Here is a 12,776-nt window from a genome sequence, read left to right as displayed (position 1 = left end):
CGCAAGGAAACACTCTATGTGCTCGAGCGCCGAGGTACTGACATTCGCACAGTGACATTTCCCCTGGATGTAACTTTTGTTTTTTCAGACCATCTCACAATGCCCAAAAAAACGGCTAAGTATTTGCGCCGCCTCGGTGCCATGCCTATTTGCGTGGGTCCCCGGATGTTGTTTGCCTCTCAGTGTATTGTGTTGCTACACAATGAGTTGGATCGGCAGGGCGTTTGGTAAAGTGGTTTACTGAAAGAATTTGAATGTCGCGCCGATGTGTCCGGAAAATCCGCTGATGACATCGTTTTGGTCTTCGACAAATTTTATTCTGGCAAATAGCCCGAGTTTTTCACCTATTGGAAATTTATATCCCAATTCCCCACCTATAAAACGTTCAGAAACACCATCGGATAATACAATTCCAATACTCGGTCCAAAAAATAGTTTGTGGGTTTCAAAATCGCGCATGCTAATCGCATAATTGAGACTCGTGCCCAGAGTCTGCATCATCGGGCTGGCAAAACTTATGTCGTAAAACGGCGCAAATATGAATGGGCCAGGGAGGTTGAAATGGACAGAGGTGTGCAGGGCTATCCCACCGGCTGAATCAAAACGCGGGCGGACACTGTCATTCCACATAAAGCCCCCACCCAGGTTTACGCCGTCGATAAATGCCGCATCAGCAGTGCCCAGGCCAGAAGACAACACGCATAGCGCGAGACAAAAACTTTTTAGAATCTTCATAAAACCTCCTTTGGAAGAATAGACGAATAGACGAACCCTGCCCAGCCACCCAAAATCTTTACGAGCATCGATTCGTTGATGAACTGGCCTGAGAGACGGCCAGCTATACCCCGTTCCGCATTTCGTATCACACGTATCGCTCGCCCAATGCCGCGACCACATCTTTTACGCGCTGAGAGTTATCGCGGGGCAAAATAAGCAGGGCATCGTGCGTATCGACTACGATCAAGTTTTCGAGATCAACCAGCGCAATTACTTTGTCTTTACTGCCATAAACGGTTGTGTTTTTTGCATTGAGCGATAGCACATTGCCGCGCAGTAAATTGCCATTTTCATCTACGGGTAACACATCTGTCAAAGCGCCCCAGGCACCGATATCGCTCCATTCAATATCGGCTTGCAGGGTCGCAATATCTGACGTGCGTTCGATAATCGCATGATCAATGGCGATGTTTTTCATCTGCGGATAGACCTCGGTAATGACGTCTGCTTCTCGTCCTTCTTTGGCAGCGGTGCCAATTTGTTCGAGCAGGGCATACATCTCCGGTTCAAATTTTGCAAAAAGATCCAGCATTGTTCTGGCTTTCCACACAAACATATTGCTATTCCACAGATATTGACCGCTCTCCAGATATGTTTTTGCAACTTCCGTATCGGGTTTTTCTGTAAATGACTCTACGGCATAGATTGGCTCGTTGTCTATCTTTGCAATCACATCGCTCTTTTGTATATATCCAAAGCCAGTGTCTGCACGCGTTGGTTTTACACCGAGCACAAACAGGGTTTCGGCGCGATCCTTCAGTGCGTCTTCCGCTACTTTGAGCAACCGACAAAATTCCTCTGGTTTTCCAATGTGATGATCAGACCCCAAACTCGCAATTGTACATCCGGGAAAACGAGCTTCCAACAAGGCGCACTCAAGCCCGACTGCAGGTCCTGTGTTGCGGAGTGCTGGTTCTACAATCGCGTTTTCAGGAGGTAATCCGGGCAGTTGTTCCCGAAGGCTATGCAATAGTTCAACGCCGGTAGAGACATAAAGATCATCTATTTTAGCCATTGAATGGAGGCGATTTACCGCCTCCTGCAACATTGTGCGTTCACCCGTCAAAGCGTGAAATTGTTTGGGTCTGCTCTTGCGACTCAAGGGCCATAGCCGCGTACCAACACCACCCGCGCGAATTACAAATTTCATATCTCGTATCCAGCTATCACAGCACCAGGAGTAATATCCCTTGCAAGAGGTCGCAACCGAAACCTTGCAGCAAAGGCCGTCTTTTTATATCTTTACTCAAATACGCGTGAAATATCCCCAGGGGGTTTGTTACCCCACAACAGGAGTTGACTGTTATGGCACTGACTGCCACTACTTTGGAAGAGACTTATCAACAGATGGCCGAGCGATTAGAGGGCATTGTGCCCGATATCGAATTGCGCTATAAAGCCGAGTTGGCTTACGAAATCAATAAGCTAAAAAAAGAGCGCGGGGCCATTATCCTCGGGCATAATTACATGGAGCCGGCACTTTATCACTCTGTGCCAGATGTCGTGGGCGATTCGCTCGAGTTATCGCGTAAAGCCGCAGAAACCGACGCCGATCCCATTGTTTTTTGCGGCGTGCGATTCATGGCCGAGACCGCAAAAATTCTCAATCCCGACAAAACCGTGCTCTTGCCCGCGCGCGTTGCGGGCTGTTCTCTGGCCGCGAGCATTACTGCAGAAGATGTGCGCAATCTGCGCGAACAATATCCGGGCGTTCCCATTGTCACATATATCAACACTTACGCCGATGTCAAAGCCGAATGCGATATTTGCTGTACTTCGGGCAATGCCCATAAAGTCGTCGAATCGCTCGATTCGGATACCGTTATCTTTTTGCCCGACGAATACTTAGCCGCCAATGTCGCACAAGAGACCGATAAGCGCATTATTTTTCCCACAATAACGGGATTTTCCGATCCCAAACCCGGTCTTGAATACGAAATGATCGGCTGGCATGGCAGGTGTGAGGTGCACGAGCAATTTACCGTTCAGGATATTAAAGATGTGCGCGTGCAGTTTCCAGATGTCGTTGTTCTCTCCCACCCGGAATGCAGTCCTGAAGTGGTCGCTGCGTCCGATTTTTCGGGCAGTACCTCTCGCATGGTCGATTATGTGCGCGAAATGGATGCCGAGCGGTATTTGCTGCTTACAGAATGCAGCATGGGCGACAATATCGCAGCGGAAAACCCGAATAAAGAAATGGTTGGCCTGTGCAGCATTCGCTGTCCACATATGAACGAAATTACACTTGAAGATACGCTCAATGCACTCGAATATAACGAGCAAATCATCGAAGTGCCCGAAGACATCCGCGTGCGTGCATTAAAAGCTGTGGAACGCATGCTAGAGATTGTATAATCTTTTAGACAGCGCGGTTACGCGATACCAAAGGCCCGGAATCTACCGGGCCTTTTTTCGATTGTGCGCATCAGACCGGTGTGTTTTGGTCAACGCCCAATCTCACTCACCATCGTAAACTTCTGTTTGGAACAAATTATTCTGAAAATCGAGGTATTGATCTTTTGTCATCTCTGGCTTGTAATTTGCAAGTAAGGCTTTTGCTTCTGCGGCGTGGTCGGACAGTAAATCCACTGCCATCATAGCCAGTGATTTTGCCGGTTCTACATATCCCATCTCTTTATCGGAAATATGCCACTCGACGCTGTGGCCTATTCCCGTAGCTCCCGACATATAGGGATGAATCGCGGGCATAATACAGGATATATCGCCCATATCAGTTGAGCCGGTTCTGTGGCCGACTGTACAAAATTCATCTTCTCCAAAACGCGCTCTGGCATTTTTCCCATAGAGTGCCTGCAAATTTGCATTGTTTTTTAATGGCATATATCCCGGTAGCGTTTCTATTTCTACTGTTGCGCCAAGTGCCATTGCGCCGGCTCGAAGTGCGCGATCTACTTTCGTACTGGCATCGAGAATTGCTTCTGCTGTGCGCCCTCGAACATAAGTTTCCATACAAACTTCATCGGGTATGACGTTGACCAAATCTCCGCCTTTGGTGATGATGGGATGCACCCGAACAGAATCGCGATCCTGGAATGTTTCTCGCTGTGCATTGATGGCACTCAGAGCAATTTGAGCGGCATTCAGGGCATTGATGCCCCGGTGAGGTGCGCCTCCCGCGTGTGCGGCTTTGCCCACAAACCGAATCATTTTTGCCACAAATCCATTAGAGGAGGCGGAAGCCGCGGCTTTGGTCAATGATTCATCGCTATGTGTATGAATCATTATCGCCATATCGATATCGTCAAAATGCCCGTGTTTAATCAATTCGGGCTTGCCACCCAAAAAACTCAGTTTCCCAGATTTCACCAGATTCAAACGGTATTCAACCTCTACAAATTCCTCTGCGGGCACGGCGAAAAAGACGACTCTTCCCGCCAAATCATCAACTATGCGGGTATCCACCAGGCCCATCATTGCGCCCATCAATCCCGCGATCTGTGCATTGTGACCACAGGCATGCGCAGCTCCTGTATCGGGATTGGCATTGGGATGTCCGGAAACCAGGAGCGAGTCGAGTTCGCCAATCAGTGCAACGGTTGGCCCAGGCTGGCTTCCTTGCAACACGCCTTTTACACCTGTAATTGCCAGTTCGGTTTCGCGCGGTACGCCAAACTCGTCCATTGTTTGCGATACCAGCTTTGCTGTCTCAAATTCCTTAAACCCCAACTCGGGATTTAACATAATGTGATCGCCAATGCGACAAATCTGATCCCGACGTCGATCAATGGCTTCACATACGCGCTTCTTGAGTTCGGCTTTTGTAGGCATAAGTTCCTCCGATTATTTTTTATTTTTTACCTGATTTTTAATAATAATATCAACAAAAGAGGCGTTACAATGGCCTGTAAAAGCGTAAATCTGACCAGTACCTGTGTATTGGACCAGCCCCATTTTTGACGGACGTGATCGTGCAGGGGATAACGCACTTGTTTGAAAATGCCGATTTTAAAAAAGCGCAATAAAGCGACTTTCAGAAGACCTGTTGCGCCATTGACCAGCACGACTCCGGCTACTACAATAATCAAAAACGGATTGCCACACGCCAGGACCAGCATGCCGAGTAATAAGCCCAGAGGACGAGATCCGGCATCGCCCATCAACACGGCGCTTGGATTGGCATTGTGCCATAAATAGCCCACCAGACATCCCGTCATGACAAAAGCCATTACCGCCCAATTGGCCGCCTCTTTGTAGTGCGGCACAAGTAGATATTGGGCGATATCCCTATGTCCTACAATGACGTACAGTGCGCCGCCCAAAAAAATGAATGCCAGCATGCACAAACTGCCCGATAGACCATCCACACCGTCTGTGCAGTTTGTGGCGTTAATAGTCATCCACAACAAGCAGGTAGCAATGGGGATATAAATCCAGGGTGGCACAATAACCGATGTCTTAATTAGTGGTAGCCACACTTCGACTGGTGCCATCTGGCATACTACCATAGCACCAAGAATGGAGATGACCAGATCAAACAATCCCATGCGGTATTCACTCCATTCATAGCGGTCATCGAAAAATCCCACCAGCATTGCCAAAAATAGGCATCCCAAAGCCGCCAGATATCGCGTTCCAAGGGGCACAAATAAAAATCCGACAAAAATAAAAATCGAAATAAAAATAATGCCTGCTCCTACGGGCTTACCCTTATTTTGTGCGGCGCCAACAGCATGTTCACGTCCCTGGTCCTGTGGTAATCTGTGCCACATTTTGGGCAAAATTCTCCAGGTTAACACACAGGCAAGCGCGGTACCTGCACCAACTAAAAATAGATAAGAAGTGAAGAGGCGAAACGGCCCATAGATGTCCAGCAATTGCTCACCCAGCCAGTAGAGCACAGCGCAAACTCCCGTGTAATATGATTTGAAAAATGAAACAAATCAGGACCAATGTAAGGTCTCTATCCTTAAAGGGCAAGTCTGAACTCACAGCCGATTACTTTGAGGGGGGCGTTTATCCATTTTCAAAGAAAAACCTTGACGTAAAAACACAGACCTTCTATTTTTTAATTATTATGAACGCATTGATCAACAATCCGGTTATTTTTACTAATCCAAACGCTGTTTTGGCCGGGGATGCGTTTGCCCACACCGCTCAGCATCATACTCATCATACTACGTCTGCGACTTTTTGCACGATGCGCTCGGCGGTGGATATGTCATAATAGTTTGTCCAATGATAATGATAAAGCCCGCTGTCGAGAGACAGTGGGCTTTTTTTTTAGGAGAATGACCATGGCACATAATGACGATGCTTATGGACGCATGATGTGGGATTTTCATCGCGGCATACCCGCAGAGGAAATTGTAGAACGCGAAGATGGATATATAACTGCTGGTATTTCCAGTACATATTTCGATCCTCATCGCGACTGGCCCCTGCATCAGCGAGAATCGATGAATTATGTTCGCGGACGCGTTCTCGACATTGGTTGCGGACCCGGACGCCATGCGATCTATCTCCAGGAAGAAGGTTTTGATGTTTTGGGCATTGACGCTTCTCCTCTTGCGATCAAGTTGGCGAAAGAACGCGGTCTCAAAAAAGCCAGGGTTTTGAGTGTAACACAAATTTCCTCTCGGCTCGGCCAGTTTGATACCATGCTCATGATGGGCAGTAATTTCGGTCTCTTTGGCAATCTGAAACGCGCCCGATGGCTTTTGAGAAAGATGCGCAATATGACATCTTACGATGCGAGAATTATTGCCGAATCCGCAGATCCTTACAGCACGACGAGAAAAGCTCATCTGGATTATCACAAATTGAATCGCGAGCGGGGCAAGTTCTCGTGTCAGCTCAAAATTCGCATTCGATATGAACACTATATCGGCGCATGGTTTGAATACCTCAAAGTATCTCGAAAAGAGATGGCATTTATTCTCGAAGGTACTGGCTGGCAAATTTCGCGATTTATTCCGGAAACGGGGAGTGTTTATGTCGCGGTTATTGAGAAAATTTGAAGGTGACTTATCTCGCAAAAAAGGAAATAGTTATGGCTATTAATTATGCACTTGAAGAAGGCACAGAACTGCATCTCGATTTTGAAAAGCTTCGAAAAGTTGCACAGGCTGATCATCCCGTGATTCCCGTTGCTGTACAGGATGTGGATAGCAAAGCCGTTCTCTTGATCGGCTATGTCAATGAACGGGCGCTCAACTACGCGCTTGAACACCGTGTGGCAACTTTCTGGAGCACATCGCGCAATGAACTCTGGATTAAAGGGGCTACTTCTGGCGATATGCTCGAACTGGTCGATGTGCGCATTAACTGCGAGCAAAATTCACTGCTCTATCTCGTGCGTCTCAAAGGCGATGGATCGTGTCATACTAAAGAAGATGGTCGTGCGCGGTACGGTTGTTATTACCGCAGTATCGATAATGGAAAATTGGTATTTGTAAATTCTAAAATCATACCGGAGTAATGCGTTATGCTATCACAGGTCGTTGCCCGAATCCGTTCAGATCAATGGCGGATACTCAGGGATGTGCGCCTTCGCGCACTTGAAGATGCGCCTTATGCTTTTGGTACAACGCTATCAGAAGGGGAACAAAGAACCGATAGAGACTGGCAGGACATGGCGAGAGATCATGCCAATCTGTCGGATCGCGCATATTTCATGGCTTATGTGGGGGATAATCCCTGTGGGATGGCGGGGTGTTATCGCAGGGCATCAGACGTAGTAGTGCTCACCGCGATGTGGGTCGCACCCGAATTTCGGGGACAAAATATCGGTGAGCAGATTGTGAGCGCGGTTATCGAATGGGCACGAGAGGGTGGGGCCACCACGCTCGAAGCCTGGGTGAGTGAAAATAATCTTGCGCGTTTTTTTTATCAAAAAATCGGATTTGAAGAGACCAGTTTAACCGAACCGCTTCGCTCAGATTCCAAAATTCAGATCATTTTGCTCAGGCGCGATATTGTAGCGTGAAATCCGGGTTGATTCGCAATCTTCTCAACACTATATTGCTCACATGGGAAATGGTGTAAAAATGCGGTTGATTCAGACCTATCAGAGTACTCGACGACAGGAGGGAGAGAACGTGGGTTACGATCTCAAAGTTTTTTCGGGTAATACCAATCGGCCATTGGCCGAAGATATTTGCAATATTCTCGACACTCGGCTTGCCGAGGCCACTGTGAGCCGTTTTTCCGGTGGCGAAACACATGTGCAAATCGATGAAAACGTGCGCGGTTGCGATGTTTTTATTGTTCAACCTATTTGTGAAAATGAAGAAGAAGGCATTTCGCCCAATGACGCCTTGATGGAACTGCTCATTTTGATTGATGCTGCGCGCCGCGCCTCTGCCCGACGCATCACAGCGGTTGTGCCCTATTATGGCTATGCGCGGCAGGATCGCAAAGACCGTCCCCGCGTGCCCATTACGGCCAAACTGGTCGCCAATATGATTTATACCGCTGGGGCGCGGCGGGTTTTAACCCTGGACCTGCACGCCAATCAGATCCAGGGGTTTTTTGATATACCCGTTGACCACCTCTATTCCATTAACATTTTAGGCGAGTACTTCAGGCTGAAAAACCTCAAAAATCTCGTTGTTATCGCACCCGATGTCGGCGGTATAAAGATGGCACGCGCGTATGCCGAACTGCTCGGTGCGTCGTTAGCTATTGTAGATAAACGCCGCTGGAGCGGTCAAAAAACCGAAGTCCTGAACGTTATTGGTGAGGTGAAAGACAAAAATATCGTCATTGTTGATGATATCATCTCTACGGGGAGTTCCCTTATTGAAGCTGCCTCTGCACTCAAAGACAAAGGCGCGCGCGATATATGTGCTACGATTGTCCATCCGGTGCTGGCAGATCCCGCTGTCGAGCGCGTGCAAAATTCTGTGCTTACAGAGCTTGTCGTTTCCAATTCTATTCCCGTGCCCAAACGCGCCCAAAATGGCAAGATCAAAATTTTATCAGTCGCTCCCATTCTCGCCGAATCCATCCGCCGCATCAACAACGATGAATCCGTTAGCAATCTCTTTGCGAATGCGCGGGTTGAGGGGTAAAATAAAAACCGACCTTATCATTAGGTCGGTTTTTGATTTTGTAAAGCGTTACAGTTCTGCGCTGAAAACGGCGTCATGGTTTGCCGATGTTAAAGCCAATCCCCACGGCCGTGCGCAGGGCACTGGCGTCTTCTTCTTCTCCAATGACCCAGCGGACCTCAAACAAAATTTCCATTCTGCGTTTCAACAATTGTTTTTCCATGCCGACGAGAATAAAGTGAAGCGCGGCCTGGTATTCGTTTTGAAATTCGTTGATGATCAGTCTTTCGCGCCGCACCCGGTTTACCCCTAATCCACCCCCCATATACGCATACGCAGTCCCTGATTTATGTGGCCACAAATACTTTAGAAAAGCCCCACCGCCTCTCGCCTGAATCTCGGTACCGTCGAGGTCGGACCCGCTTCCTGTCTCAGCACCTATCTCGAGGCGAAGATTGGGCGAAAATACGGTTGCAATATCTGCTTGAAGCACAAAGAAATGCCGCGTGTCGTTTGCCTGTACAACGTCTAAACCAACCTTGGTCGCCAGATTGTAGAGCTTAAAACCGGCCTGGGCACTTGTTGTAAAAAAAATTAAAACTAAAAGTCCGACACCAGCAAAAACTCTCATAGTAAACTCCTCATAGCACTTTTGGGCAGTGCCGGATAAATTTTCTATCTACACGACGCCAGTGCTAATTGTTTGAGATAAGAATAGGTATAAATTCCCGTATCGTGTCCATCTGCCCACCGAATTTGGATGGCATAATTTCCGACTGGAACTACATCCGACAGATCTACCGATGGCGTTTGATCCTCAGTAATCATCTGCAATTGCTCGTCTTGCTTTGCCCGCAGGTCTCCACACAATGCACATGGGCAGGCTTTTCGCACGTCGGATAATCTCACGCGCAAAATTCCATCGTCTGCCCAATCCATTTCGAGCCATCCCTCTGTGCGGTCAACGCGAATGCGTTTGGGTTTTTCTGCCACGACCAGCCCCCTAACGCTTCAAGCGATGCCTTAAGCCCAATTCCTGAAGCAAAATACCGTATTGCTCGCGCAGTTCGTTTTGCAGGGCAAAGGCGCGGTTATAGGCGATTGCCGCGTCTTCAAAAAACCCCTGCGCGGTCAGCGCGCGCCCCATTAAAATGTAATTGAGCGCGTAATGGGGCATGCGTTCTGTGGTCTCGCTGGCCATGTCGAGTGCCCGCTCTAATTGTCCCGTTTTCAGGTAAATCCAGCCCAGACCCTGATAGGCTGCGATGATATCGGGATCCAGGGCAAGTCCCTGCTGATAATATTGTTCTGATAGAATTATATCGCCTATTTTTTCATATAAATATCCAAGCGCGACCAGAGCGCTTGCATCGGTCGAGTCCTGGACGGCCAATAGCTGACAGGCGTCAATTGCGCGATCAAAATCCTCCATTCGCAAATAAGACGATATGAGGAGGCGCAATGCTTGTGTGTGTGTGGATTTTTTTTCCAAAATATCGCGCAAGGCGACAGCAGCAGCACCGGGCTTGCCAGCTTCCAGCGAATCGACAGCACTTTTTAATGCGGGGTCGAGAACCATCGAATCACTGCTTTCGAACATCTCTTGAGCACTGGAAACCCTGGCACTCAAAAGCATAACGACGATTATTCCCAGTCGCAATATCATATACTTTCCTGACAATACCCTCATAGATACAAGGGACGTCCGGTATAGGGCCATTGGACGGATGACTTTGGCAAACTCTGTCGAGTTGTCGCAGTTGTATCCCACACAAGGGGATCTACTATGGGGTACTCAGTAGAGGTATGTGACAAAATATTGTTTGCGCGATATAAGCGCAGGCTTTGGCGTATAGAAAGACCCGGCTCGTAAATTTCAATGGCCGGGCGATTGCACCACATCACAAGAACAAGGTCCGGGTCGATCTCTATTCGCTGACAAATCAATTTGAGGATCAGATAAACACCTGCCATAAATTTGGTCATAAAATCCATTTCTATTTTTAGCTTTGATCACTAACCACTCTTGCTGCCAAACGCGGCGACAAAGAGGAGAAAGTCTGGAAATTCAACTGTCCCGTTGTTATCCAGATCCATGCGGGCATCAAAACCGTCATCAGATGAAGACTTGCCAAATTGCGCGACAAAGAGAAGAAAGTCTGGAAATTCAACCGCGCCGTTTCCATCAAAATCACCAGGTAGCATAGTCGGTGGCGGTGGTGGTGGCGGTGGTGGCGGCGGTGGTGTTCCCGTATCCTTCATTTTCGCAAAAGTGATGACAATTTTAATGGGATCATCTGGCGGTACGTGCTGAGACAGTACGCTTAGTGCGAGAGGTCTTATAGCTTCGGATATTGACGCCAATAAATCTTCTAACTGAAGCGGGCGTATGATCTTCAGTGAATCCGCGGTAGCTGTGTACGTATAATTGAGTGGGTCTTCATTTTCGCGGGTTATGGTGAGTGCATGGGTATCGGACGCGACTGTATAATTTCCCTCGTATCGGCTCGTATCGAGTACAGAGAGCGCAAGTGAAACCACTAAACTCGCAGTGATATTGGTCTCTGTTGTGTAGTCAGATTTGACACTGCCATCTGAACCAAAAGTTATTGTGCCGTTGATCTCGCCTTTAACAGTAAGAGGTGTAGGAGTCGATACAGCCTGCACAAGCCCGGCCGGGACATAAGCATCCAGGCCGACCTTCTCAGCTACCCAGGAGCCGACGATCTCGCCACCTTGAGGCTTGGGGGTTTCTGGTATCAATCCCGCGCCTGCCTGTCCCAATGTTATGAACGCAGTTATAAGCAGAACGCAGTTTCTCAATATCTTAAATCGCCATTTTTTGACCGCGACGCCAAAATTTGACCGGTCCATATTCCCTCCTCCAGGGTTCATTTGTTTCTTTTACAACGCACGATCACTTTTCAATTTACGCAATTCGCGTGTCCTCTGCAATACTTAAACGCTTGTTGTCAAATCTTTCATCGCGTGCTATTTTGAAGTATTCCGAAAAATGGTACCTGCGAAAGGAGCGCGTATGCAATATCGAGTTCTCGTCGATGTCGATCTTCCCGATGAAATTCCAGAGATGATGAATAATCGCTGTGAACTCCACATTTTGGCGCACGGCGATGTTTCAGATGAAAAATTCGCGTCTGCACAGGGGCTGCTCACTTATGGACACCCGATTATCGGCGGTGATTTTATGGATCGCATGCCCCATTTGAAGGTTATCAGCAATTTTGGCGTTGGTGTAGATCACATTGACCTATCAGCAGCCAAACAGCGCGGGATTCCAGTGGGCAATACACCCAATATGCTCGATGGCGCAACAGCCGATATGACTTTTGCAATGCTTATGGCCGCTGCCCGCAATATCGTTATTGGCGATCGCTTTGCCCGCAGTGCGGCTTTTACGCACTACGATCCACGCATTTTGATCGGTCACGAAATCCACGGTACGACATTGGGTATTATTGGTATGGGCAATATCGGCAGGCAGGTCGCGCGACGAGCGCGAGGGTTTGATATGAATGTGCTCTATCACAATCGAAAGCCAGATCCCAAAGCCGAGGCCGAGTTGGGTGCGACTTATGTCTCTCTCAACGATTTGCTCGAACAATCGGATTTTGTCACTTTGAATGTGCCGCTGACCGAGGAAACGCGAAATATGATTGGTCGCGATCAGCTCAGGCGAATGAAAAGAACCGCCATACTGGTCAATCTGGCGCGCGGAGGTGTGATCGATCACGATGCACTCTTAGAAGCGCTTGAGAATAATTGGATCGCAGTTGCCGCGCTTGATGTGACTGAGCCAGAACCGCTTCCACGCGATCATCCTCTCCTGGCCATGGACAATGTGGTTATCGTTCCCCATCTGGGCAGTGCCACACGCCAGACGCGCATAGCCATGGCCCAGCGTACGGTAGATAATCTTATAGCAGGACTCACGGATCAGCCATTGATCACTTATGTGGTATAAGATTA

At 48.3% G+C, this 12,776-nt stretch carries 17 protein-coding genes; 8 read left to right on the top strand and 9 right to left on the bottom strand.

All coding sequences use genetic code 11. The features are described from left to right. Positions 1–231, top strand: a 231-nt coding sequence (locus tag OXH16_16050; protein MCY3682915.1) for a tRNA (pseudouridine(54)-N(1))-methyltransferase TrmY, incomplete at its 5' end; no start/stop codon positions are given. Between the two features lie 6 nt (positions 232–237). Here the strand turns inward: OXH16_16050 and OXH16_16045 are convergent. Together OXH16_16045 and OXH16_16040 are read right to left on the bottom strand one after the other, a co-directional pair. Then, positions 238–735 (bottom strand): hypothetical protein, encoded by a 498-nt coding sequence (locus OXH16_16045; protein ID MCY3682914.1) that lies wholly within the window; start codon positions 733–735, stop codon positions 238–240. Positions 736–862: 127 nt separating this feature from the next. Further along, a complete protein-coding gene (locus tag OXH16_16040; GenBank protein MCY3682913.1) occupies positions 863–1,927 on the bottom strand; it encodes a sugar phosphate nucleotidyltransferase in 1,065 nt (354 codons plus the stop codon). A gap of 155 nt (positions 1,928–2,082) precedes the next feature. Between OXH16_16040 and nadA the strand changes: the two genes are divergently transcribed. Continuing rightward, entirely contained in the window at positions 2,083–3,132 is a 1,050-nt protein-coding gene (gene nadA, locus OXH16_16035; protein MCY3682912.1) for a quinolinate synthase NadA, read from the top strand. Between the two features lie 102 nt (positions 3,133–3,234). On the opposite strand, the gene OXH16_16030 is transcribed toward nadA, so the two are convergent. Then, positions 3,235–4,566: an amidohydrolase gene (locus OXH16_16030; protein ID MCY3682911.1), complete on the bottom strand. Its 1,332-nt coding sequence runs from the start codon at positions 4,564–4,566 to the stop codon at positions 3,235–3,237. A 26-nt stretch (positions 4,567–4,592) separates the two neighbouring features. Further along, entirely contained in the window at positions 4,593–5,636 is a 1,044-nt protein-coding gene (locus OXH16_16025) for a phospho-N-acetylmuramoyl-pentapeptide-transferase (GenBank protein MCY3682910.1), read from the bottom strand. A gap of 32 nt (positions 5,637–5,668) precedes the next feature. Between OXH16_16025 and OXH16_16020 the strand changes: the two genes are divergently transcribed. From OXH16_16020 to OXH16_16000, 5 genes are all read left to right on the top strand, one after another. Next, entirely contained in the window at positions 5,669–5,962 is a 294-nt protein-coding gene (locus OXH16_16020) for a hypothetical protein (GenBank protein ID MCY3682909.1), read from the top strand. A 70-nt stretch (positions 5,963–6,032) separates the two neighbouring features. Beyond that, the gene (locus OXH16_16015) at positions 6,033–6,755 is read left to right on the top strand and encodes a class I SAM-dependent methyltransferase (protein MCY3682908.1); all 723 of its coding nucleotides are present in this window, start codon (positions 6,033–6,035) and stop codon (positions 6,753–6,755) included. A gap of 32 nt (positions 6,756–6,787) precedes the next feature. Further along, positions 6,788–7,216 carry a phosphoribosyl-AMP cyclohydrolase gene (locus tag OXH16_16010; protein ID MCY3682907.1) on the top strand — a complete coding sequence of 143 codons (429 nt, stop codon included), beginning with the start codon at positions 6,788–6,790 and terminating at the stop codon, positions 7,214–7,216. Positions 7,217–7,222: 6 nt separating this feature from the next. Next, positions 7,223–7,723, top strand: coding sequence for a GNAT family N-acetyltransferase (locus tag OXH16_16005; GenBank protein MCY3682906.1), 501 nt, complete (start codon positions 7,223–7,225; stop codon positions 7,721–7,723). 61 nt (positions 7,724–7,784) lie between these two features. Further along, a complete protein-coding gene (locus OXH16_16000) occupies positions 7,785–8,810 on the top strand; it encodes a ribose-phosphate pyrophosphokinase (GenBank protein MCY3682905.1) in 1,026 nt (341 codons plus the stop codon). A gap of 73 nt (positions 8,811–8,883) precedes the next feature. On the opposite strand, the gene OXH16_15995 is transcribed toward OXH16_16000, so the two are convergent. From OXH16_15995 to OXH16_15975, 5 genes are read right to left on the bottom strand one after another with little or no spacing between them, the layout of a single operon-like run. Next, positions 8,884–9,420: a hypothetical protein gene (locus OXH16_15995; GenBank protein MCY3682904.1), complete on the bottom strand. Its 537-nt coding sequence runs from the start codon at positions 9,418–9,420 to the stop codon at positions 8,884–8,886. 44 nt (positions 9,421–9,464) lie between these two features. Beyond that, on the bottom strand, positions 9,465–9,782 hold the full coding sequence (locus tag OXH16_15990; protein MCY3682903.1) for a DUF971 domain-containing protein: 318 nt from the start codon (positions 9,780–9,782) through the stop codon (positions 9,465–9,467). A 10-nt stretch (positions 9,783–9,792) separates the two neighbouring features. After that, positions 9,793–10,455, bottom strand: coding sequence for a tetratricopeptide repeat protein (locus OXH16_15985; protein MCY3682902.1), 663 nt, complete (start codon positions 10,453–10,455; stop codon positions 9,793–9,795). A 20-nt stretch (positions 10,456–10,475) separates the two neighbouring features. Further along, positions 10,476–10,775, bottom strand: coding sequence for a hypothetical protein (locus OXH16_15980; GenBank protein ID MCY3682901.1), 300 nt, complete (start codon positions 10,773–10,775; stop codon positions 10,476–10,478). A gap of 30 nt (positions 10,776–10,805) precedes the next feature. After that, the gene (locus OXH16_15975) at positions 10,806–11,663 is read right to left on the bottom strand and encodes a hypothetical protein (protein MCY3682900.1); all 858 of its coding nucleotides are present in this window, start codon (positions 11,661–11,663) and stop codon (positions 10,806–10,808) included. A 163-nt stretch (positions 11,664–11,826) separates the two neighbouring features. Between OXH16_15975 and OXH16_15970 the strand changes: the two genes are divergently transcribed. Beyond that, the gene (locus OXH16_15970; GenBank protein MCY3682899.1) at positions 11,827–12,771 is read left to right on the top strand and encodes a D-glycerate dehydrogenase; all 945 of its coding nucleotides are present in this window, start codon (positions 11,827–11,829) and stop codon (positions 12,769–12,771) included. Positions 12,772–12,776 lie beyond the last annotated feature (5 nt).

The organism is Gemmatimonadota bacterium (genome assembly GCA_026705765.1).
Taxonomy (GTDB): domain Bacteria; phylum Latescibacterota; class UBA2968; order UBA2968; family UBA2968; genus VXRD01.
This window is presented reverse-complemented; position numbering and strand designations above follow the sequence as displayed.

What these genes read in the sequence shown, in the direction of transcription:
- OXH16_16005 (MCY3682906.1), top strand. Translation starts at nt 7,223, where the DNA reads ATGCTATCACAGGTCGTTGCCCGAATCCGTTCAGATCAATGGCGGATA.
- OXH16_15985 (MCY3682902.1), bottom strand. Translation starts at nt 10,455, where the DNA reads ATGATATTGCGACTGGGAATAATCGTCGTTATGCTTTTGAGTGCCAGG.
- OXH16_16015 (MCY3682908.1), top strand. Translation starts at nt 6,033, where the DNA reads ATGGCACATAATGACGATGCTTATGGACGCATGATGTGGGATTTTCAT.
- OXH16_16045 (MCY3682914.1), bottom strand. Translation starts at nt 735, where the DNA reads ATGAAGATTCTAAAAAGTTTTTGTCTCGCGCTATGCGTGTTGTCTTCT.
- OXH16_16040 (MCY3682913.1), bottom strand. Translation starts at nt 1,927, where the DNA reads ATGAAATTTGTAATTCGCGCGGGTGGTGTTGGTACGCGGCTATGGCCC.
- OXH16_15970 (MCY3682899.1), top strand. Translation starts at nt 11,827, where the DNA reads ATGCAATATCGAGTTCTCGTCGATGTCGATCTTCCCGATGAAATTCCA.
- OXH16_16030 (MCY3682911.1), bottom strand. Translation starts at nt 4,566, where the DNA reads ATGCCTACAAAAGCCGAACTCAAGAAGCGCGTATGTGAAGCCATTGAT.
- OXH16_15975 (MCY3682900.1), bottom strand. Translation starts at nt 11,663, where the DNA reads ATGGACCGGTCAAATTTTGGCGTCGCGGTCAAAAAATGGCGATTTAAG.
- OXH16_16020 (MCY3682909.1), top strand. Translation starts at nt 5,669, where the DNA reads ATGAAACAAATCAGGACCAATGTAAGGTCTCTATCCTTAAAGGGCAAG.
- OXH16_16010 (MCY3682907.1), top strand. Translation starts at nt 6,788, where the DNA reads ATGGCTATTAATTATGCACTTGAAGAAGGCACAGAACTGCATCTCGAT.
- OXH16_15995 (MCY3682904.1), bottom strand. Translation starts at nt 9,420, where the DNA reads ATGAGAGTTTTTGCTGGTGTCGGACTTTTAGTTTTAATTTTTTTTACA.
- OXH16_15980 (MCY3682901.1), bottom strand. Translation starts at nt 10,775, where the DNA reads ATGACCAAATTTATGGCAGGTGTTTATCTGATCCTCAAATTGATTTGT.
- OXH16_16000 (MCY3682905.1), top strand. Translation starts at nt 7,785, where the DNA reads ATGCGGTTGATTCAGACCTATCAGAGTACTCGACGACAGGAGGGAGAG.
- nadA (MCY3682912.1), top strand. Translation starts at nt 2,083, where the DNA reads ATGGCACTGACTGCCACTACTTTGGAAGAGACTTATCAACAGATGGCC.